Raw genomic sequence first — 21,265 nt, 5'->3', positions numbered from 1 at the left:
AAAGTTCCATCTCAGATTTACTCCCATGGATCCTCTTTCCCTTGGCCTCTTCCTCATCCTGCTTTGGGACGGCTACTTTTTCTTCAATTACATAATTAGCCTTTTCCGTAATTACAGAATTCGGGAGTGGGAGCCGAAGGTCTCCATTATAATCCCTGCCTACAACGAGGGTGAGAAGGTTCTCAAGGCGATCAACTCAGCCCTTTCACAGGATTATCCGGACTTTGAGGTCATAGTGGTAGATGATGGGAGTGAAGACAACACCTTTAAGGTTGCCAATTCCGTCAACGATCCGAGGCTCAGGGTTTACAGGGTGGCGCACGGTGGAAAGGCCAAAGCTTTGAACTTCGGCCTCTCGAAGGCTAGTGGGGAGATTGTAGTCACAACCGACGCCGACAGTTATCTCGAACGAGATGCCGTTAAGGAGCTGGTGAGACGCTTTTACTCCAACGAAATTTTCGGTGTCGGCGGACAGGTTCGCGTCTCTGGAGGCTCTTTCCTTGAGATGGCACAGGACGCGGAGCACCTCAGAATAGCCATGTTCCGCCGGGCAAAGGAGTTCGATGACCTGAGCGTCGCACCCGGGCCGGTTTCTGCCTTCAGAAGGGAAGCCCTTGAGAGGATCGGCGGCTTTGTTGAGGACATCGTCGAGGACTATGCCACTACAAAGGCGCTAAAAGCGTTTGGAAAAGTCGTCTATGCCCCAGGGGCAAGGGTCTGGACAGAGATGCCGAAGAGCATTGGTGTGCTCTGGCGCCAGAGGAAGCGCTGGTTCCTCGGCGACCTGATGAACCTCGGCGGTGGTTTCACCAAGGACTGGGCCTTTTTGATTCTCGGGGATGTTGTGGCGTTCCTTGACGTGATCGTTCCACCCCTCCTTCTTGTCACCGGGAACTTTACCCTCTTCGCCCTCTGGTGGTTCTTCGAGACCCTCACTATGCTTTTACCGACTCTCTTCGAGGGGGGAAGGCTGATAAACGCTCTCCTGTTCCCGATAATCGTCTGGTTCTGGGCGGCCTTTTACCTTACCCTCCACATCTACGGCTACCTCTCGGTGCTCCTTGAGAGGGTATAAAGCAATACTGAGCGAAAACCTTTTAAGTGCTCAACCATGTGCTACATAGACTATATAGATTATGTGTCAACAAATAGACTATAGTGATGACGATGATAACGGCGCTCTTCATGGCGTGGGCGATAGGCGCGAACGACAGTGCAAAGGCGGTTGGCACAGCCGTTGGGTCGGGAGTCATAGGCTTCAAGAGGGCAGTGCTCCTAATATGTGTATTCACCACCTTAGGCGTTTTTCTCGGCGGCTCCGGCGTTTCCGGAACGGTCTCCGGGCTGGCCGAGGGTATGTCTGCTGGCGAGGTCGGTCTCGTTCTCTTCAGCGCGGCCTCGGCCGTGACCATCGCGAGCCTGTGGGGAAGGCCAATCTCAACGACCCAGTCCATAATAGGCGGCCTCGTCGGGGCTTCCCTCGCCCTCGGACTGCCGGTTGACTGGTGGACTGTCGGCAGAATAGCATCGGCGTGGGTTCTCTCACCGATCGTCGCCGCTCTCTTCGCGTTGGCCGTCTACAGGCTCTACAAGCCCCTGCTAGGGAAGATAAAGTGCCTGCGAAACCTTGAACTGACCCAGAAGTGGCTCGTCTTCACGGCGGCAGCCTTCTCGGCCTTCAACCTCGGCGCCAACGAGCTCTCCAACGTCGCCGGGCTGATGGAAGGGCTTGGAATAAACGGTCCGTTTAAGCTCCTCCTGGCGCTCACCCTTACACTGGGGGCGCTGACCTTCAGCTACGACGTTATGATGACGGTCGGAAGGGATATCTCCCCCCTCGGGCCGACCTCGGCCTTTTCGAGCCAGTTCGGAGCATCTCTGGCCGTCAGCGCGGCCAACCTGATAGGCCTGCCAGTCAGCTCTGGTCAGGCCATAGTCGGCGCCATAAGCGGCCTTGGAGTATACAAGGGTGAGCATGTAAACGTCAAACTCCTCGTGGGAATCGTGAAGGGGTGGATAATAGCCCCGGTTTTCGCGGGTGCGATATCCTACCTCCTCATCACGGTTTTAGCTTAGGCTTTTAAACCCCCCACCGAAGGGCTTAGAGGTGTTGGAGATGGTCGAGTTCAAGTTTGAGGTAAAGGCGAGAGACGCCGCTGGGAGAATAGGGAAGCTGACCGTTAACGGAAAAACGATAGAGACTCCTGCTATAATGCCGGTCATCAACCCGAAGCAGCTGATAGTGACACCCAAAGAGCTGAGGGAGATGGGCTTCGGGATGGTGATCACCAACTCGTACATCATCTACAAGACGCCCGAACTCAGGGAGAAGGCCCTTGAGCTTGGAATCCACAGGCTCCTCGACTACGACGGCATAATAGAAGTCGATTCAGGCTCCTTCCAGCTCATGCGGTACGGCGGTGTGGACGTCACGAACAGGGAGATTATCGAGTTCCAGGAGAGGATAGGGGTCGATATAGGCACCTTCCTCGACATTCCAACTCCACCGGATGCACCGAGGGAGAAGGCCAAGGAAGACCTCAGAATAACCCTCGAAAGGGCAAAGGAAGCCGAGGAAGTCAAGAACATCGCGATGAACGCGGCAGTCCAGGGCTCCACCTATCCAGACCTGAGAACCTACGCGGCCAGAAAGCTCAGCGAGATGAACTTCGAGATTCACCCGGTTGGAGCAGTCGTCCCACTCATGGAGAGCTACAGATATAAAGACCTTGTTGATGTAGTTATCGCTTCAAAGCTCGGTTTGAGACCCGACAGGCCCGTCCACCTCTTCGGTGCAGGACATCCGATGATTTTTGCTTTAGCGGTCGCGATGGGGATAGACCTCTTCGATTCCGCGAGCTATGCCCTCTACGCAAAGGACGACCGCTATTTAACGCCCGAAGGTACCAAGAGGCTCGACGAGCTTGAGTACTTCCCCTGCTCCTGCCCGGTCTGCTCCCGCTACACTCCGCAGGAGCTCCGCGAGATGCCGAAGGAAGAGAGGACGAGGCTTCTGGCTCTCCACAACCTCTGGGTAATCCGCGAGGAGCTCAACCGGGTCAGGCAGGCGATAAAGGAGGGAACCCTCTGGGAGCTCGTCGATGAGAGGGCCAGGAGTCACCCCAAGATGTTCGCCGCCTACAAGAGGCTGCTGGAGTACAGGGAGTACCTTGAGAAGAACGAGCCGGTGACCAAGGCGAGTGCCTTCTTCAAGGTGAGCGAGGAAGCGATGGGCTGGCCCATCGTCCAGCGCGCTAAGGAGAGGGCCGAGCATGTTGCCAAGAAGTTCCCGGAGAGGGTAAGCCACCCAATCTTCGGTGAGATTCCGAAGTACCTCAGCCTGAGCTATCCATTTGCCCAGAGCGAGGGCGAGGAAGACTTCACCATAACCAAGCCCGCCAAGGGAGAAGCGAGGAGCTACATCATGGCCATAGCGGAGTACCAGTTCGGCGAAGGTGCAGGAGAAGCATTCAAGGATGCCTTCGTCGAGCTTTCCCGGAAGACAGGAATGCCAAGGCAGATTAAGGCCAAGGGCAAGCATCTCGCTACCTTCAGGGCTGAGGACGGCCTTCTGACCCTCGGCATTGAAGGTGCCAGAAGGCTGCATGAGATACTATCATTCCCGAGGATGCGCGTTGTGGTTAACGAAGATGCAGAGCCGTTCGCGAGGAGGGGGAAGAACGTCTTCGCCAAGTTCGTGGTCGATGCAGACCCGGAGATAAGGCCCTACGACGAGGTTCTGGTGGTGAACGAGAGGGACGAGCTTTTGGCCACCGGACAGACCCTCCTCAACGGCGAGGAGCTGAAGGTCTTCCAGAGCGGACTGGCTGTGAAGGTTCGCAGGGGCGTTGGGAAGTAGAAAATTTTATAACGTCCCTCCCTTCTCCTATTTCGGGCGGGCCCGTGGTCTAGATGGTTATGACGCCACCCTTACAAGGTGGAGGTCCGGGGTTCGAATCCCCGCGGGCCCACCATAAGAAACTTTTCTGGCGAAAAGTTTCATCAAAGTTCGTAGCTCCTTCTTGAACTGCTGGTTTTCAGGGGGTTTCTTATTATCGGGGCGGTTTGGCGTAGAGAATTGCTTTAAAAGCCTCTTTGTGCAGGGTTTGCTTTCTTTTGATGTCCTTCAGGTACCTTTTTGAAGTCAAACCCTCTGTAAGGAATCTTTGGAGATTCTCATGAGAAAGCTGGCCTTGAGTTTAGAAACCCATCCTCAGAGTGCAACACTATAAAGAGCTACCAACTTTTGGTCAAGCTTTCTTAAAGCTTGTGTGCAATATTGTGAGCTATCACCGTGAGGTCAAACTACCGGGGTGATAGTATGCTACCAGGGCGATAGTTATGCATTAGGGCCATACATTCAAGTCGCCCTCTTCTCCCCCTCTGGGAACTTCCAGTTTCTGGTTATCTTCGTCACATTCCGGACGAGAGCCTTCTCCTCCGGGTGTCTTGAGACGAGCTCCTCCAGGAAGGAAATAAGCTCATCGTAGGCGGGCTTGTCTATCGGGAAAGGCACTCTATCCTTGCCCCCAACGGCGTAGGTGAACTTGAAGGGGTCGGGCGGATGCGTTACCGGGTCCTTCCAGCTCGGGTGGACGTCATAGACCAGCTCAAGGACGAGCGAAAGAGCGCGTAAAGTGCTCGGGCCTAGGCCCTTCAGCAGGAGGAACTCCTCGTAGTTGCTCACACTAAGCTCACGGGCAAACTCTAATGCCCTCTTGTTCAGCTCAAACCTTCCCAGACTTTCGTAGCGCCTCAGGATGGAAACCTCATCGACGTCGCGAGGCTTGTAATAAACGAGCGGACGGTAGCCTTTTACGAGCGCTTTCAGGCTCTCCAGCTCACGCTCTATTTTAACCGGGTTTTCCTGAACCACGTCGAGGAGCGTCTTCTGGTATTCTTTGGCTTCCTTTGAGACGGTGTTGAGGGCGAACTCCCTCTGCAGGCCCGCTATTGCCTTATGTGGGTCGAGCGTAAAGGTATCGGCATCGAACCAGTGGAAGCGCCTCGCGAGCTTGGCTTTCTCGTTCATGCCCTGCTGTACCACCGCCCAGTTGCCCTCTTCATCGAGGAAGAAAACGTGGTGGTAGAGCTGGTAGCCGGTCTGTAGGGCGACGGTGTCCACCTTCGCGACCAGCCGTGATGTTCTAATGTATAGTTCCGGATCAAGCCCGTAGAGCTCCGCTATCCTTTTCAGCTCATCTAGCGTGGCGCGGCTCTTCTTCCCCTTGCCCCCGGCGGCTTTAACTCCTAACTCCTCCCTCCAGAGGGCGTCCTTTATCATGCCGGCAGTAACGGTTGTCGAGCCGGAGGAGTCCCAGTCCATCCCGATGACGTTGTTGAAGGCCTGGAACCAGACCGGGTCGGAGAGCCTCTCTAAGAGTCCCTTGGTGCCGTACTCCTCGACAGCGAGAACCAGCACTAACCTCGTGAGCTTCCTCATCCTCTGCGCCAGCCACGCCGGAACATGGCCCCCGTGAAGGGGTAAATCGGCGATGTTCCTCATCACAACCCCCTCGTATCAAAACGATTTAACCTTTGCCACAACCTTTTTATCCCCCGGCACGTTTACTCCATCGTAAATCCACGGGAGGTATGCTCATGGGAGTTGAAAAGGTTCCGAAGTACGACATTCCGACCAAGAAGGTTGACTACGTTTTTATCGAGCTCGACAAGATGAAGCCCCACGAGCAGCTCGTTCAGAAGGAGCTTGAGGCCTTCATCGAGAGCGTTACCGGTAGTGGAATCTTCTGGAAGCCCATGCTCCTCGCCAAGGTTCCCGGTGAGGACACCTACCTCATCGTCGACGGTCACCACCGCTGGGCCGGCCTCCAGAAGCTCGGTGCCAAGAGGGCTCCATCGGTTATACTCGACTACTTCAGCGATGATGTCAAGGTCTACACCTGGTATCCGGCCTTCAAGGGAAGCCTTGAGGAAGTCCTTGAGAGACTCAAGGAGGAAGGCCTCGAAGTCATCGAGGACCCCAATGCCGAGGAGAAGGCCGAGCGCGGTGAGATAGCCTTTGCCCTCGTCGGCGAGAAGAGCTTCTCCATCCCCGGCGGCCTTGAGGAGCAGAAGAAGGTCAGCAAGGTCCTCGACGAGATGAGCGTTGAGGGTAAAATCGAGCTCATCTACTACGGCCTCAAGGAGGACGCCAGGGAAGACATGGGCAGGGGTGAGATCGACTACGTCTTCATCAGGAAGGCCCCGAGCAAGGAGGAGGTTATGGAGCTCGTCAAGCGCGGCGAGGTCTATTCCCCGAAGACCACCAGGCACGTCCTGCCCTTCAACCCGGACAAGATTGACGTCAAGCTTGAGGAGCTGTTCTGAAGGTTTTTAACTCCCTTTTCCTACTTTCTACGCCGATGACGAAGGATCAACCGGCTGAAGGATGATGACCAGTCCAGGAGGCCGAGGCATGCTCAAAGGATTGATATTCGACGTTGATGAAACCCTGGTTTACTATGAGGGTTACAATCACAGGGAATGGTATGAGAGGTGGGTTATGCCGGCCCTCCGGGAGCGCGGCATCGAGCTGGACTACGAGACCTACAGAAAGACGGTGACCGGCGAACTTCCGAGGAGCTACGTCGAGCGCTTTGGCATAGACCACGTGGAGTTCTGGAAAATCGTTGACGGTGTGAACCTCCAGTACCGCCGGTGGATGGCCGAACGGGGAAAGATACGGGCATTTCCAGACGTTGATGCCCTTAGAGAGCTGAAAGCTATGGGCCTGAGGCTCGCCGCGGTGAGCAACGCCTCCCAGGAGTGCACGGAGTTCGTTCTGAACCTCTTCGGTCTGAGGAAGCACTTCAAGGTTGTTTACGGGAAGGACTACTCCAACCTCGACGGCGTCAAGCCAAACCCCTACCTCGTTGAAAAAGCCTTGAGGGCACTCGGGCTTAGGCCGAAGGAAGCACTGATGGTTGGCGACAGCCGCCACGATGTGCTCGCCGGAAAGCGCGCTGGAATGAAAGTGGTCAACGTTACGCGCTTTGGTGAAATCGAGGGTGCTGACTACTACGTGAAGGATCTCTGGGAGCTTGTGGAACTGGTAAGAAAAAGTCTAGGGACTCAGTCCCCGTAGAATTCCTTTTCAAAGACGTCTATTCCAACTTCTAGGCTTTCGAGCCAGTCAAGGAATTTGCCAACGTTCTCGTCCCTGAATATCGCACCGTGCTGGGGAGCTATGGTCTTTGGGTTCAGCCTTCTAACTGAGCGAACCCACGCCTTCAGGCCCTTCGTCGAGCTCATATATCTCCTGTGAAAGCCTTCCATGAGTTTGACGTGTTTTTCGAAGTCTTCAACGAAGAGGTACCACTCGCCCTTGGGGAAGGCGGCCGCCCCTATGTCTGTACTGAAGAGTATCCCGCTCTTCTCATCGTAGAACGAGAAGTTGCCAGGACTGTGCAGGTAATGGGAGGGGATTGCCCTTATCACCGAGTTTCCAAGTTTAAGCTCGGCCCCCTTATCGGGAATTCCAATGGTTCTCCCTGCGCTCAGCACCGCCATGTGGGGAATGAAGCGAACCCAGAGCTCTGAAATGGCGACCTTTGCAAGCGGAGCGTACTCAAACCAGAGGTTCAGGCCCGCAACAACATCTGGGTCCTGATGGGAGTACATAAGGTACTTTATCTGCGTCGGTGGAATCAGTGCCGAGACGTTCTTGAGCACTCGCGAGAAGACAAAGAAACCACCTGGCTCTATCAAAGCTCCCTCGTTCCCGTCTATAACAAGATATTGATTCGTGAGGATGCCCTTTTCGTCTTCGGCCTCCTCAATACCGAGCCAGTAAACCCTATGTTCTCCGTCATCGTAGAGGGGATAGCTGTTCATATTCCTTATCATTTCAAACACCTCCCACGGGAACCCAGACATTGACCATATAAGCGCCCTCGATCCCGGAGACTATTTCAAGGGCTTTTCTGGCTGTTTCATCGTCCTCAACCTTCACCACCTGAGTGCCGTTCTGGTTCCTGTACTCGACCGCGAGTACCTGACTTCCCTTGATAAGAAGTTTAAATGCCTTCATTCCGTCTTGGGTTATCCCCGACACGTAGAGGGTACTATAGCTCAGCTTTCCACGCATCTCCATAATGACGTCGAAGAGACCGCCCTTTTGGATTATGTGGAGTCCGCTGTGGACCATCTTTGATTTGGAAAGGAAAGACACCACACTCATAGGGTCTGAAAAGTCCACATTATCAACGATACCTGCCGAGGCCGATAGCGGTGGAACCGTATCAAGGTTCTCAGCCAGCTCTTTCAGGCTCCTGGCGATTCCACTTACGAGTACCTCAAGGGTTTTTCCGAGCAGAAATTCACCGCGCCCCTGGTAGGAGAGCTCGATGTCCGCAGTAACGCTCTTCTGCCACTCTTTCATCCCAATTGTAACTGTGAGATGGCTCTTCTCCCCAATCCCGTCGTAGATGTAGCTGCTACTGTCGTTCATCACGGTAAATGTGTATGTGTCCCCGAACTTGAAGACGAACCTCGGAAGTAGTATCTCTGCCTGAACGCCGTTTCGGGTGTTTACCCTGACAACATACGGCCAGTTGGTGATGAACTGCGGGGCATCTTCCAGTATCTTTTCAACGTTCTCCCGAGGGGCGTTTATCTCCACAGATGTGTTCCTGCGCTTCATAGGGCCTCACCCAAGATTTCCTGGAGGCGAAGGTAGGCACCTTCCACACCCTCCAAAGGATTCACAGGCACAAGAAAGTATACCCTGTAGCCATCCTTGAGGACCAACTGTCTTTCCCTGTCGTGGAACACTGCTTCGATCTCCATTTCAGTTATCCTGTCCCCGATGACTTCGAGCGTCCCAACGATATGGGGAATCGCGTTCTCAGGAGGTTTGCTCAGGTATCCCCACAGCATGTAGAGATACTCAAAGGGATTAACGGTCCAGATAAGAGTTGGTCTAACTAGATTCTTTGTCTCTGATATCATTTTACCCACCTTTGCATGATCTCCAGCCTCTTGTGTTTTAGATCAAATCAGCTGGTTTGTATTTTAAACCTTTGGTTTCAATTTCATAACAGACAGATTTCAAATTTCGAAATCTCTACTTTTAATTTTTCCCTCATTTGGAATTCAAACCTGGCCTGGAGGAATGCACTACCCTTAAATACAGGGAGTCCTGAAATAACCAGGACGTGATGGCTATGGAGGCCGTTGGATTCAAATGTGAGAGGTGCGGTGCGCCTCTGGATGTATCCCCCGAAACTATAGTCTCCATCTGCCCGTACTGCGGTTTTCCGAACCATATAAGCGGAAACCTGAAGACGGAAAACATCTACATCGTCCCGACAATCGACAAAAACGCCATAGCCAAAGCCTTCTGGGACCGTGTCAACAGGGATTTTGACCTGAAGAGGATGAAGGACCAAATAGAGGTAGTCGACATAGAAGGCCACTACGCACCTTACTGGGTGGGCAACGTTCACGTCGAGGGCGACGTCGAATACATGGTGCGTGAGGAGGAGTGTCACACCGACTCGGAGGGCGAAACCCACTGCCACACCGTCGAGAGGCACTACCACGACTACGTTGACGAGGTTTTGAGCCTTATTGGCTCCGCGAGGAGGCAGGTAAAGAGCTTCGGCGTTGATGACATCATCGTCCACTACTCGAGGGCAAGACCCAAAGGAAAAAAGCTCCTTGAGCTGGACGAGGAGCAGTGGGGAAAGATAAAGCTGGAGATACTCAACACTGAAATAGACGAGACCCAGGCGAAGATGATAATGCGCGAGGACGCGATAGACGTTATAAGGAGCCGCTATTCAGCCAAGGCAGACAGGATAGAGCGCTTTGATATAACTGCCGATGAACCCCAGAACGTTTCCCTGGTTCTCCTGCCCATGTGGACTGTCTACTACAAGCACGAGAACTCGATATACCACGCCGTCTTCGCCGGCTGGGACGGAAGGGACGTTGCAGCCACCGAGCCTATGCTCCTCTGGAGACGCGCCCAGTACATGGCCGGCGTCGTTTTGGGAATAGTCATAGGTGCCGCCGGAGCGGCCTACGGCAGTGCAAACGGTTCGGCTCTGGTTTCGGTGCTCTCGCTGATACTCGGGGCCGGCGCCAGCGGTTACTTTGGCTCGCTGGTTCTTGAGGGGCAGAGGACGGAGAGGAGCACCGGTATCATGGGGAGCTTTAGGGGAGGTCTCAGGAGGTGATCGCCATGGAAGTCCAGTGCCCAACCTGCTCGGCCAAGTTTAAGGTTCCCGACACGGTAAGTATAGCCACCTGCCCATACTGCGGAACGACCTTCCACGTTCACACCGGCGAAGAGAGCCCGGAGGAGCACTTCTTCTTCCCGCCGATGAGAAAGGACGCCGGAGGAGTTCTGCTCAAGTTCCTCTCCAGGCAGTACGGTGCCCCGGCCGACATAACGGGGGCAAAGGTAACGAAAAAAGAGCTCCATTGGGTGCCGGTTTACTTCTTCTACCTCCACGGGAGGAGCAAGAGATGGTCGACGATAGAGGAGGTTCGCTTCGTTGGAATCCCCGCAGGCTCACCCTTCCAGGGTTTGCTGAAGGATTACCCCTTCCCGATAAGGGGCAAGCGCTTCTTCGACGAATCCGTGGTCAAGAAGGGCAGGTACTATGAGCCGAAGATGTCAAAGGAAGAGGCTGAGGCCATAGCGAGGAAGCTCATGGAGGGCGCCCTGAGGAGCGAAGCCAGCCAGGAGGACAAGTCCCTGGGAGATTTTGAGGTGGAGGTGAATTACCTGGGACTGGTGCACTATCCCCTCTGGGAGGTTCACTACGAATACGGAGGTCAAAACTTCGTGGGATACATCGATGGAACAGACGGGAGGGTTGTTCAGGCGGAGTACCCGCTCATGAGCGGTGCCAGGAAGAAGGCCAGCCTCCTGGGAACAGGTGTTCTGGCAGCCGGGCTGATAATCGGTATAATCACGGCCGGCGCATACGGAAGCGCCTGGGGGCTCATAGGCGGGCTCATCCCCGGAGGCGCCGGGGCCTTTGGCATATTCCGGAAAGGCGCCGTGAAGAAAAGGAAGGTGAGTGAGGTCACTAGAGTCAACAGGGGTAACCTGTATTTCAAGCCTATGTGAGGTGTTGCTTATGGGAAAGGAAACTTCGATAGTTGAGAAGCTTGAGCTCGTAATTCCAGGCTTCCACGGCTATAAGAAGAAGGAGCTCATAAGAGAGGACGATAGGCTCGTCCGGGGCAAAGTGGCCGATATCCTTGCCCAGGCTCGGAGGGAAATGGAGCGCGCCCTTCAGAGGTGCGCCATGGTGAGCTGTGCCCAGATGGTTGCCATAGACAACCTGAGGAAGAAGCTCATGGCCCTTGAGAGCAGGGTGAGGCACGCGGAGGCCGGCTACCGCGGCTACTTCGACAGGGTGAAGTTCAAGGAGAAGGAGCTCAACAGGCTACTGGAATACGACGCCAAGATGGTAGAGCTTGCGGAGGAGATACTGAACGAGGTTAAAGCCCTGAACGGGCAGATAGCGAACCCTCAAGCTTTGGGCATGGCAGTTCTGAACCTAGATGACAAGCTGATAAACTTCGAGGAAGTCCTCAACGGAAGGATGAGCTTCGCGGCGGGTGAGTGAGATGGTGCAAGTAATAGAATGGGTGAACCCCGGAGAGGACGAGATAATCTGGAGGTATCCAAACGAGGTCATTAAGTGGGGTGCTCAGTTAATAGTCCACGAGTACGAAGTGGCCGTCTTCATGCGCGACGGCAAGATCTACGACGTTCTCGGCCCCGGAAGGCACACGCTGACGACGCAGAACTTACCGCTCCTCTACAAGCTCGTCGGCGGTTCAAACAGCCCCTTCAAGGCGACGGTGATATTCGTCAGCATGAAGCAGTTCCAGGGACGCTACGGCGGAGAAACGCAAACGAGAGAACTTGCCCCAGTAAAGTACTACGGCGTCTACTGGTTCAAAGTTGCTGACCCGGTTCTCTTCATCACCGAGGTCGTCGGCGGCCAGAGTTTGTATGATACCAGCGACGTCACCAAGTTCATCCGCGCCTACTTCAACGAGGGCATGATGAAGCATCTCAGTACTTACTCCATCGTTGACCTCTTCCAGAACCTCGACATGGTCAGCACGCAGGTCAAGGTCAAGCTCATCGAGGACTTCCGCAGGCTCGGCCTTGAGCTGGTCGACGTCAAGATTGAGGGCGTGAACACCACCGACGAGTGGCGCCAGAGGCTCTTCTGGATAATGCAGACCGGCAACGCTCAAGCCGTTATGCAGATGGACACGGCCAAGCAGGTGGCAGCGGAACTTGGAAAGAGCGAGGGTGCCGCGATAGGAACGGGTATGGTCATAATGCCTCAGCTCCTTCAGCAGCCGGCTCAGCCAGCCCAGCCGGCACAACCCTACGCCGGTGGAGGCGTTCCTCCCGCTGGCTATCAGGGGGCGGCCCAGCCTGGGGCACCGGCTCAACCGACACAACAACAGGAGATATGCCCCTACTGCGGCAAGCCGATACCGCCGGGAGCGCGCTTCTGTCCATACTGCGGACATCAGATACACCGCTGTCCCAACGGCCACATAGTTCCGGAGGGAGCAAAGTTCTGTCCCGTCTGTGGGGCCAAGATTGAGTGAGTTCCTTTTCTTTTTCCTTTGCAGTGGTAAGGTTTATATAGTTACAAAGGGTATATTGTTCTGTCGGCTTTACCTCACATGGTAACGTCGCGGTGATGGTTTATGAGGTCGGCAATGGCCCTTTCTCTGCTCCTGCTCGTTCTCCTGGCACCATTAGCGGGAGCCGGTGAGTGGTCTCCCGTTGAGGTGATCAAGTTCCAGGGAGTCCAGAATCCCGAGGGGGTTCTCCGCCAGATAGCTAAGGGCGAATACGACGTCGGGCTCTTCTCCCTTCCGGCCGATGAATACCGCCGTCTTGATGAAGACCTTCTCAAAAACCTCGAACTCTACAAGACCGTCGTCTCCTACAATGAGCTGACCTTCAACACTTACCATGATCAGGACAAGGATGCTCCACTGGTTACCGTTGGTGACCAGGTCTACTTCAACCCGTTCGCCATCAGGGAAGTCAGGTTTGCAATGAACTTCCTCGTCAGCAGGGACTACATCGTCCAGAACATCTACCAGGGTAGTGGCGCCCCAATGCTCGGCTGTATAAGGCCCAGCCACCCGGCCAACAAGTACTTCGAGCCAGTCTATAGCGCCCTTAACCTCTCCGCCTCCCAGAACGTTGAGTACGCCATGGAGCTCTTCAACGAGGGCATGGAGATGGCCGTTAGGCAGGTCGCTGTTTACAACCACACCCTCGAGGAGGTCAACGGCACGTGGTACTTCGACGGGAAGCCCGTGACCATCAAGTTCGTTATCCGCATCGAGGACGAGAGGCAGAAAATCGGCCGCTACGTTGCGGATCTGATTGAAGAGTACTTTGGGTTTAAGGTTGAGCGCCTTGAGTGGGACAGGCAGAAAGCCGGACAGGTGGTCTTCGCAACCCCTCCGAGCGAATACGAGTGGAACGTCTACACCGGAGGCTGGAAGGTCGAGAGTGGGGTTCCGAGCGTCTGGATTGATGACTACACTGCCTGGTTCTATTCAGCTTGGTACGGTTACCTGCCCAGCAAGGTTGAACCCAAACACCGGAACATCGTTACCGTGGGCCAGTTCCTCAGGTACGTGGGAAACGGCGATGCAGACGAGGGACTCAGGGTTATTCGGGCAGAGTACTACAAAAGCGCCTCCGAGCTTGGGGAGATTCTCAACTGGACGGAAGAAGAGCTGACGAGACTGCTCGTCCACTTCAGCCTTCAAGTAAATGGCGAGAACTACACCATCCAAAGCGCCGACCAGTACTGGGACCTGCAGAAGATATCTATGGGACTGGGCATAATGGAGGGTGTTAGGATATTCCTCACCGAGGTCTGGGAGCTTTCCCCCGTCAACGGGGTGAGGGTTTCGGAGATAAAGGCGGATCCGAACGTGGGTCTTTTCAACAGGTGGAGCCTCCTGAGCGCGGAAACGCCCGATGGAGTTCTGAGGGTTGCTCACTTCGTTCTCACATGCTGCTGTTTCTGCCTCCCCTTCAACCCCGCGGTTGAGTCCGAATACCATGTCTTTCCAATAGACATCTGGGATCTCCTCCACGATCCTGCGGGGTATACTGATCAGAACGGCCTCTACACACCTTATAGGTGCAGGTGGAACGTTGAGAGGGGAAACTTCACGGTTCCAAACGATGCCGTCATCTACAACCAGACCTCTGGCTGGATAACCCCCCACGCGGGTGAGAGGGCCAAGGTTAGGGTAAGCGTCTCCTGCGACCTCGACGAGTGGCAGAATGGCGTTAGGATGGGAGAAACTGACATCAAGTACTACATAGCCTTCCTCTACATCTGGGCCTATAAGGATATCCCCAATGACCCTTACTACGAGGACGACCTCTCCGAGACTGCCACTTTGCTGGGGAACGTTCTCGGTTTTGAGTTCACGGAGAACGGTTACGTTGTCTACGGCAACTATGCCCATCCAATCGCCGACGATCTCACGGCAAAGGACTACGTCTTCTACCCAAAGTCCCCCTGGGAGCTCTACTACGCGATGGGCGAGCTCGTGGCTAACGGAGATTCCTACGGCGTTTACGAGAGGTACTCCCTTGGCAACGCCGAGGGAAAGATAGAGTGCCTCAACCTCTTGACCAGGGAACACGTTGCTGACCTGAGGAAGGTACTGGTACATCTGATGGAGAAAAGAGCGATCCCACCTGCGATAGCAGACGACGTGAGCGATCCTGAGGAGGGCTACGCGAGGCTCATTGGATGGATAGACACCTTTCACCACGCGGTCGTAAGCGACGGCTCCTTCTACATCGAGAAGAACGTCCCGGAGAACCTGTTCATGGAGCTGAGGGCGTTTAGAGGAGTATCTCCGATTCCCTCCCCAGCAACGACCCCCACGATGTCCCAGGTCTCGACTTCATCCTCTCAAAGCGAGTCCCCAACACCAACTAACGGGTCAGATGACCACCAAACAGCCACCAACACCTCGCTCATATATGCAATTGGCCTGGCGGGCCTTTTGACACTGGTGCTGGTGCTCCTCATGGGCTGGAAAAGATGAAGCCTGAGGGGCAACATAGCTAGTTGACTTTCCTATCTTTTTCAGGTTCAAAACCAAGAGAAAAAGAGAGAGCTTAAACTCCAAACCCCTCCTCAATGTAGGCCCTTATCAGCTCCTTCGTCGCGAGCAGCCCCTTGACGTGCGTCCTCTCCATGCCGTGGCTCGCGTGAACGCCAGGGCCGATGAGGGCTACCCTGACGTCCCAGCCAGCCCTGACAGCTGCACTCCCGTCGGAGCCGTAATAAGGGAAGACATCGACCATGTGCGGGATATCCCTCTTTTCGGCAAGCTCAATGAGCTTCGTCGTCATCTCGTAGTCGTAAGGGCCGCTCGAGTCTTTGGCCGCTATCGATACAGCTGTCTCCTTGCCGGCGACACCATCGCCAACGACGCCCATGTCAACGACGAGGAGCTCCCTCATGCTCGGTGGATAGCCGCTCGAACCTCCATGTCCGACCTCCTCGTAGGGCGAGAAGAAGAAAGCCACCGGGAGCTTTTCCAGAGTTTCAGCACCGAGGTCGAGCATCAGGTCAATGAGGACTGCAACGCTCGCCTTGTCGTCGAGGAAGTGGGCCTTGACAAAGCCGTTAACGTACTCAAACTTCGGGTCGAAGGCTATGAAGTCCCCGGGCCTTATGCCGAGCTTCTCCGTGTCCTCTTTCTTCTCAACGAGCTCGTCCAGGCGGATGTACATATTCTCCTCTTTCCTCTCCTTCTTACCGGCCTCTTTGTTCACGTGGACGCTCGGGTTCTTGAGGAGGAGCGTCCCGCGGTAGCGCTTGCCCGAGCGGGTGATTATCGTGCAGTACTCGCCCTCGAAGGCAGGCAGGTGGAGGCCGCCAATCCTCGTGAAGGTAAGGTGCCCGTCGGGCCGGATTCCCCTTACCATTGCACCGAGGGTGTCAACGTGAGCCGCTATTACCAGCTCTGGCTTGGGGTGGTTGCCCGCCACAAGCGCCCCTTTGTTCGTGTAGTACGTTTTAATTCCGTTCTCGTTTAGGAGTTGGGCGATGTAGGCTGTAACCTCCTTCGTGTATCCTGTCGGGGAAGGAATCTCAAGGATTTTCCTCAGAATTTCAACGATGCGTTCCATGTGGATCACCGTTAAGAAATCGCTCGAAGGTTTGAAAAGGGCATCGGTTTCATGCCCCTAAGGCTTTGATGGCCATGAAGAAAAGAAGGGTTATGAGCGTCAGCACCACCGTGACGCCTATTCCCTCCTCGGCCTTCAGCTTGTAGTGGGCCAAGACTACGTTGGCCATTATGGCCGGGGGCATCGAGGCCTCGACGAGGACGGCGTAGTATATGTCCCCGGCCCCCCTCAGCGTCAGGAGGACGAAGAGGAAGGGAATCACGCTCCTGAAGAGACCGACTTCAGCCAGGTGCCTCAGTCTGAACTCGCGGAGGTTTATTATCGAGCCGAAGTAGACCAGCAGGAGAGGTATACTCCACCAGCCTATTGATCTCGCCGGTTCGAGGAGCCAGGAGGGCAGTTTGACCCTCGTCAGGACTATGAAGAGGGCCAGAAGGTTTGCCGCCGTCGGAGGAAACTTGAGGGCTTTGACGAGGCTGTCCTTGATTGACGCCTTTCCGCTCGAGTAGTGGGCCGCTATAAAAGTCACCAGCGGGAGAACGATGAGGCTGTTGGTGGTCGAGTAGAGTATCGCAGGGGTTATGTCGTCGAGAAAAAGGCTCGCTATGGGAAAGCCCATCGCCGCGGTGTTTGGGTAGGTCGAGAGTATCATGAGCGCCCCGCGCCAGTCCTCGTCTTTAACGAAATACCGCGTGTAGAGGTACGAGAGGCCCAGACTGAGGGCAATGATGAGGAGGACATAGATGAAAACCAGCTTTATGCTCAGGAGGTAGCCCAGGTCCTTGCTCGCGACGTTGCCGAAGACGAAGAGCGTCAGGAGAATGCGGGTGGAGAAGAGGTTGAGCCAATAGAATGGCCTCTCGTCCTTAATTAAGCGCTTCAGGACGTATCCGAGGGCTATGAGGGCGAGCATCTGATAGACATCCATGCTAAAAGCTCGGACTTAGCGTTTAAAAGTATGTCGAACATAAAAATGGAAGGGGTTGGGGCGAAGGAACGAACAAAAATAAAAACAGAGCGGGACTACTCTTTCCTTCCTTTGTGCAGTGGCCACCAGGCCTTTTCTCCGAAGAGCGCCATCGTGGCCGGGCCGATGAGGTAAACTGCCGCTGTGGCAGTTAGCAGGACTCCAACGGCCAGGGCGAAGCCTATCTCCCTGATGCCCCAGGTCGCCCCAGTCATCAGCGAGCCGTAGGTCACCGCCAGCACCGCCGCGAGGCCGACGACGAGGGTGTCCATCGTTCCGGCAGCGACCACCAGCGCGTCCCTCGCGCTCCTGCGCTCGAACTCGTCCCTTGCTTTGACGAGATAGAAGCTATTGTAGTCTATGCCAACGCCCATGAGCACCACGAAGACCATCATGGGCAGGAACCACATGACCTGCTGGCCAAAGACCCTCTCGAAGAGCCAGCTGGAGACCGTTATGCTGAGGAGCACGCCGACTGCTATGGTGCCTATGGTGGTTATAACCGCTGGCAGTCCCTTGAGGGTCGGTATCAACGAGAGGAACATCAGCAGCAGTGCCACCGGGAAGATCCTGTGCCAGAAGACGTCGTTGATAAGGTCACTGAGGTCGAGGGCTAAAGCGGTATTGCCCCCGACCATCCCGGACTTTATTACCCCCGACTCTTCCTCGCCCTTCACTATCCCCCTTATCTCCCTCACCATGTCCTTAGAGCGGTCATCGGTGGCCTCGTACTTCCCGGTTACCTGAATCAGCACTTTGGTGCCGTCCCTGGACAGATAGCGGTCGCCGCCAATGGACTTCAGCTCCTTCACACTGACGTTCACGGGCCTCCCGTAGGGCTGGGTCACGGTGTAGACGTACTCGACGCCCTCCACCTTTGAAATCCTTCCCGCGAGCGCCTCGATGGTCTTGAGGTCGCCATCGCTCAGCGGGTGGCCCAGGTCTATGACGACGTAAGTCGGTGAAGTAACGCCCGCACCAACCGTGCTCTCGCTGAGCTGGAGGAAGTTGTATGTCTCGCTGTCCTTGGGAATGAAGAGCTTTATGTCGTGGGTTCCGTTGAAGTTGGCGAAGTTGTAGGCCGCGGGAACGGCCAGGAGCAAAGCAATGACCACCACTATCTTGGCGTGCTTAACGGCCCACTCCGCGATCCTGCTCCTCTCGTGGAGGTTTACGTTGCTGAGGTGGTGCTCGATGTGCCTCGGCCACCAGAAGGCCGGCTTGTCGCCTATGAGGACCGTTATCGCTGGAATAAAGGTCAGGCTGGCGAGGAGGACTATAACGACGGCGAGGGGCGCTATGATGCCCATGGTCTTGAATATCGGGAACTCCCAGGCCAGGATAAAGCTCGCGAAGGCTATGATGTCCGTTGAGGCGCTCGCGAGGACGGCATCTTTCGCCCTCTTTAACGCCTCGCTCGCGGCCTTGCTGTGGTCGTAGCCTTCAGCGAGGTACTCTCTAAACCTGTGCAGGTAGTAGGTGGAGTAGTCTATCCCCAGTCCGAGCGCCGTCGTGACGGTCAGCATCTGGGCCCAGCTCCCGACGTCGAGGTAGTCTCCCTTCGCGAGCAGGTACAGGATTCCCAGAGCGGTGAGCGTTGCCGTTGCCACGCCGGTGAAGGGGAGGAGCGTCGCCAGCAGAGCCGCACCCATGAGTACCAGGAGCACGAGCAGTGCCCCCGCTATGCTGAACTTGGTGGTCTTGTCGTTGTCCTCCTTGCCGTACTTGATGGCCTCGTAGGTCTGGATGGGGGTTCCGGTGACGTAGGCCTTAACCTCCGGTGAGACCTTCCCAAACTCCCTCAGCGCAATCCCCTTTGCCTCCAGAGAGCTCTCGTACTGCGCTTTGCTCTGCTTCTCCAGGTCGCTGACTCCCTCGAGACCCTTGGGGACGAAGAGTATCAGCATCGTCCTGTTGTCCGGACTCTTGAGCATGCCGATGTAACTCTCTGCGAGGCTGTAAATGGACGGGTAGACCTGCTCTTCAATGGGCTTGACGTCCTCCCTGGTAATTGCTCCTGGATCGTCCCTGAATTTGAAAGCGATCTCCACAAGCCTGGTCGCGTTGATGTGGAGCGGAACTCCGAGGTCAATCTCCCTGATGAGTTTCTCGACGAGCTTAACGGCCTCCTCCCTGACCAGGGCCTCAATCCGGGAGTCGCTCATCGGGTAGTCCCTGGCAACGGTCAGCATTATCTCCCTCAGCGTCTCCTTCACTTCCTCGGGTGCGCTGACGCTGGCGAGCTTCTCATCAACGCCCTGTTCGAACAGGGTGTAGGCTATCTCCTCCGGACTCTTGCCGGCGTAAACCCCGTCCACGGCCTTTCCTATGTCCACCGGGACATCTCCTGCCAGCGCCGTAATTATCTCCCTGACCGTCTCCTTAACGCCAACACCCCCCGCCAGCTCCCTCGGGTTCTTGAGAACGGCGTCGACGATAACTCTGGCGGTTTCCTCGTCTCCGACTCTTTCCGCTGTCTCCGGGATTAAAAGCTCCCTCGCTACTGGCCTGACGTTCCCGCTGGAGTCGTAGACCTTGCCAATAACGCTCTCCGGGAGCCCAACGCCACTCTCCTTCAGTACCTCCGCGAGCAGGGAGACTGTGCCCTTCTTCAGCAGGGCAGGGTTCTCGGCCAGAACGCCGGTGGCGTTGGCGTCGAAGCTCACAACGATCCTGGCCATTGGTTCTGCTAAAGCTCTCTGCTCCACAGGAAGCTTGTCCTTCAGGGCACCAACGAGCAGGCTCTCTTCAAGCTCCATGGTCGGTCCGTAGACGAGGAGCGTCCTGAGTACCTCGTCTGGGTTTGGCATCTCCAGAAGAGGGCTTCCGGCCATAATGGCCTTGGCAACCTCGATAGTCGCGTTCTCAATGGCTGGCGGTGCTGGGTTTCTTCCAAGACTTATCGAGACGTTCACGATGTAGGCCAAAGTCTCCGCCGGAACCTCTCCGAAGCCTGGAACTTCGTAGCTTCCGCCGGCCTTTCCGATGATACCGGGGAGATTATTGAGGGCCTCACCCGCTATTTCTTCGACGGGCTTGGCCGCGTTCTTGCCAAGGTTGATTAGAGCATAGTCGCTTCCAGCTTTGCCGTCGAATGCCACGACGCCCTGATAAAAGGCAATGGAGTAAGCCTCTGCGAGCTGCTTATCCATCGGGTCGCCAACATGGCCAAGAACCATCGCCTTGGTAACGTTGGCCAGGAAACCGTCGGTTATCGCGCCGGCCCCGTAGGTGGAGTAGGCCGGGTAGGTGGAGTTGTAAACCGCGTAAACGAACTCAACTGGAACGCCGAGCTTTTCAGCTATGGCCTGCGCCGTTGCCTGATCAAGGCCCCTCCCGTAGGCCCCCGCCTGGACGAGGGCGTCGTAGGCTCCTATCGTTCCGAGGTAAGTTCCCGCGTAGTTATCGCTCAGGTTGTAGAGGCCGACGTTTAGCCCGGCTATCGTGGAGTTCAGCGCTTTCAGCTGTTCGCTGGCCCCGGTGAGGTTCTCGTGGAGAGCCACGTAGGCCTTATCGGTCTCGTTGATGGCACTCCTGAGGGCGAGACTCTGGTTGTAGAGAACCGTCAGGTTGGCCTCAAGCGCCAGGTAGGCTCTGGCCAGCTGGGGGACGGTTCCATTGAGGGTCTTGACCTGCTCGCTGAGGTTCTCAACCTGGGAGAGAAGGGCCCCGTAGGCGTTGCTGGCGTTTATGGCGGATATATACAAGAGCCCGGTCAAGTTGGCAGCCGTTTTGGTGAGGTTGAGCGCTATCTCATAGGATCTGTTGTGAAGCATATCAACGGCATCGTAGTAGGAAGTGAAATCCGAGCCGTAGGAATTTGCTTCGGCCTTGAAGCGCTCGTAGGCTTCTCTCGTCGCGGGGTCGTTCACGTCCACTCCACTCACTATCATGTAGGTCTGGTTGTCGCTGGTCGAGAACTCGGGGAACTCCTTTGCCAGGGTGTCCTGAACCTTGACGGACTCCACGTCCTTCGGGAGGAACTGATCCATGCTGTAGTTGGTCACGTCGGCTAGCTTTGCAGCCAGGGGCATCGCGGCTATAACTGCTATTATCCAGAGGGCCACAATGGCCTTTGCATGCTTAACGATCCAGTCGTTCCACGCCATCCC

The 21,265-nt window shown here is 55.6% G+C and carries 17 protein-coding genes and 1 tRNA gene; 11 read left to right on the top strand and 7 right to left on the bottom strand.

What is annotated here, in order from left to right; genetic code table 11:
* Nucleotides 1-25: 25 nt before the first annotated feature.
* From NUS69_RS03585 to NUS69_RS03570, 4 genes are all read left to right on the top strand, one after another.
* Nucleotides 26-1,075, top strand: coding sequence for a glycosyltransferase (locus tag NUS69_RS03585; protein ID WP_258084467.1), 1,050 nt, complete (start codon nucleotides 26-28; stop codon nucleotides 1,073-1,075).
* A 92-nt stretch (nucleotides 1,076-1,167) separates the two neighbouring features.
* Nucleotides 1,168-2,076: an inorganic phosphate transporter gene (locus NUS69_RS03580; protein ID WP_258084915.1), complete on the top strand. Its 909-nt coding sequence runs from the start codon at nucleotides 1,168-1,170 to the stop codon at nucleotides 2,074-2,076.
* 40 nt (nucleotides 2,077-2,116) lie between these two features.
* Nucleotides 2,117-3,859 (top strand): tRNA guanosine(15) transglycosylase TgtA, encoded by a 1,743-nt coding sequence (gene tgtA / locus NUS69_RS03575; RefSeq protein WP_258084466.1) that lies wholly within the window; start codon nucleotides 2,117-2,119, stop codon nucleotides 3,857-3,859.
* A 38-nt stretch (nucleotides 3,860-3,897) separates the two neighbouring features.
* Nucleotides 3,898-3,974: transfer RNA gene (locus NUS69_RS03570), tRNA-Val, on the top strand.
* A 386-nt stretch (nucleotides 3,975-4,360) separates the two neighbouring features.
* On the opposite strand, the gene NUS69_RS03565 is transcribed toward NUS69_RS03570, so the two are convergent.
* Nucleotides 4,361-5,506 carry a DUF763 domain-containing protein gene (locus tag NUS69_RS03565; protein ID WP_258084465.1) on the bottom strand — a complete coding sequence of 382 codons (1,146 nt, stop codon included), beginning with the start codon at nucleotides 5,504-5,506 and terminating at the stop codon, nucleotides 4,361-4,363.
* Nucleotides 5,507-5,601: 95 nt separating this feature from the next.
* On the opposite strand from NUS69_RS03565, the gene serK reads away from it, so the two are divergent.
* Both serK and NUS69_RS03555 read left to right on the top strand, forming a co-directional pair.
* Nucleotides 5,602-6,330, top strand: a complete 729-nt coding sequence (gene serK, locus NUS69_RS03560; RefSeq protein ID WP_258084464.1) for an L-serine kinase SerK — start codon at nucleotides 5,602-5,604, stop codon at nucleotides 6,328-6,330.
* An 88-nt stretch (nucleotides 6,331-6,418) separates the two neighbouring features.
* Complete coding sequence (locus NUS69_RS03555; RefSeq protein ID WP_258084463.1) at nucleotides 6,419-7,087, top strand: HAD family hydrolase; 669 nt, start codon at nucleotides 6,419-6,421, stop codon at nucleotides 7,085-7,087.
* Here NUS69_RS03555 and NUS69_RS03550 read toward each other — a convergent pair.
* From NUS69_RS03550 to NUS69_RS03540, 3 genes are read right to left on the bottom strand one after another with little or no spacing between them, the layout of a single operon-like run.
* Nucleotides 7,075-7,848 carry an FprA family A-type flavoprotein gene (locus tag NUS69_RS03550; RefSeq protein ID WP_258084462.1) on the bottom strand — a complete coding sequence of 258 codons (774 nt, stop codon included), beginning with the start codon at nucleotides 7,846-7,848 and terminating at the stop codon, nucleotides 7,075-7,077. The two genes, NUS69_RS03555 and NUS69_RS03550, sit on opposite strands and share 13 nt — an antisense overlap.
* Before the next feature lies 1 nt (nucleotide 7,849).
* On the bottom strand, nucleotides 7,850-8,644 hold the full coding sequence (locus NUS69_RS03545; RefSeq protein ID WP_258084461.1) for a hypothetical protein: 795 nt from the start codon (nucleotides 8,642-8,644) through the stop codon (nucleotides 7,850-7,852).
* The gene (locus tag NUS69_RS03540; protein WP_258084460.1) at nucleotides 8,641-8,952 is read right to left on the bottom strand and encodes a hypothetical protein; all 312 of its coding nucleotides are present in this window, start codon (nucleotides 8,950-8,952) and stop codon (nucleotides 8,641-8,643) included. Before NUS69_RS03540 ends, NUS69_RS03545 begins: the two co-directional genes overlap by 4 nt.
* Nucleotides 8,953-9,167: 215 nt before the next feature.
* Here NUS69_RS03540 and NUS69_RS03535 point away from each other — a divergent pair, with 215 nt between their 5' ends.
* The 5 genes from NUS69_RS03535 (at nucleotide 9,168) to NUS69_RS03515 (ending at nucleotide 15,093) form a co-directional block, all read left to right on the top strand.
* Nucleotides 9,168-10,184 carry a hypothetical protein gene (locus NUS69_RS03535; protein ID WP_258084914.1) on the top strand — a complete coding sequence of 339 codons (1,017 nt, stop codon included), beginning with the start codon at nucleotides 9,168-9,170 and terminating at the stop codon, nucleotides 10,182-10,184.
* A 5-nt stretch (nucleotides 10,185-10,189) separates the two neighbouring features.
* Nucleotides 10,190-11,086, top strand: coding sequence for a zinc-ribbon domain-containing protein (locus tag NUS69_RS03530; protein ID WP_258084459.1), 897 nt, complete (start codon nucleotides 10,190-10,192; stop codon nucleotides 11,084-11,086).
* 10 nt (nucleotides 11,087-11,096) lie between these two features.
* A complete protein-coding gene (locus NUS69_RS03525; RefSeq protein ID WP_258084458.1) occupies nucleotides 11,097-11,591 on the top strand; it encodes a hypothetical protein in 495 nt (164 codons plus the stop codon).
* Nucleotide 11,592: 1 nt separating this feature from the next.
* The gene (locus NUS69_RS03520) at nucleotides 11,593-12,600 is read left to right on the top strand and encodes an SPFH domain-containing protein (RefSeq protein WP_258084457.1); all 1,008 of its coding nucleotides are present in this window, start codon (nucleotides 11,593-11,595) and stop codon (nucleotides 12,598-12,600) included.
* A 102-nt stretch (nucleotides 12,601-12,702) separates the two neighbouring features.
* Nucleotides 12,703-15,093, top strand: coding sequence for an ABC transporter substrate-binding protein (locus NUS69_RS03515; protein WP_258084456.1), 2,391 nt, complete (start codon nucleotides 12,703-12,705; stop codon nucleotides 15,091-15,093).
* A gap of 73 nt (nucleotides 15,094-15,166) precedes the next feature.
* Here NUS69_RS03515 and NUS69_RS03510 read toward each other — a convergent pair whose 3' ends face one another.
* From NUS69_RS03510 to NUS69_RS03500, 3 genes are all read right to left on the bottom strand, one after another.
* Nucleotides 15,167-16,186, bottom strand: a complete 1,020-nt coding sequence (locus tag NUS69_RS03510; protein ID WP_258084455.1) for a M42 family metallopeptidase — start codon at nucleotides 16,184-16,186, stop codon at nucleotides 15,167-15,169.
* Between the two features lie 49 nt (nucleotides 16,187-16,235).
* Nucleotides 16,236-17,114, bottom strand: a complete 879-nt coding sequence (locus NUS69_RS03505) for an AEC family transporter (protein WP_258084454.1) — start codon at nucleotides 17,112-17,114, stop codon at nucleotides 16,236-16,238.
* 95 nt (nucleotides 17,115-17,209) lie between these two features.
* Entirely contained in the window at nucleotides 17,210-21,262 is a 4,053-nt protein-coding gene (locus NUS69_RS03500; RefSeq protein WP_258084913.1) for an MMPL family transporter, read from the bottom strand.
* Nucleotides 21,263-21,265 lie beyond the last annotated feature (3 nt).

The sequence above is a fragment of the Thermococcus thermotolerans genome (genome assembly GCF_024707485.1).
Classification (GTDB): domain Archaea; phylum Methanobacteriota_B; class Thermococci; order Thermococcales; family Thermococcaceae; genus Thermococcus; species Thermococcus thermotolerans.
This window is presented reverse-complemented; position numbering and strand designations above follow the sequence as displayed.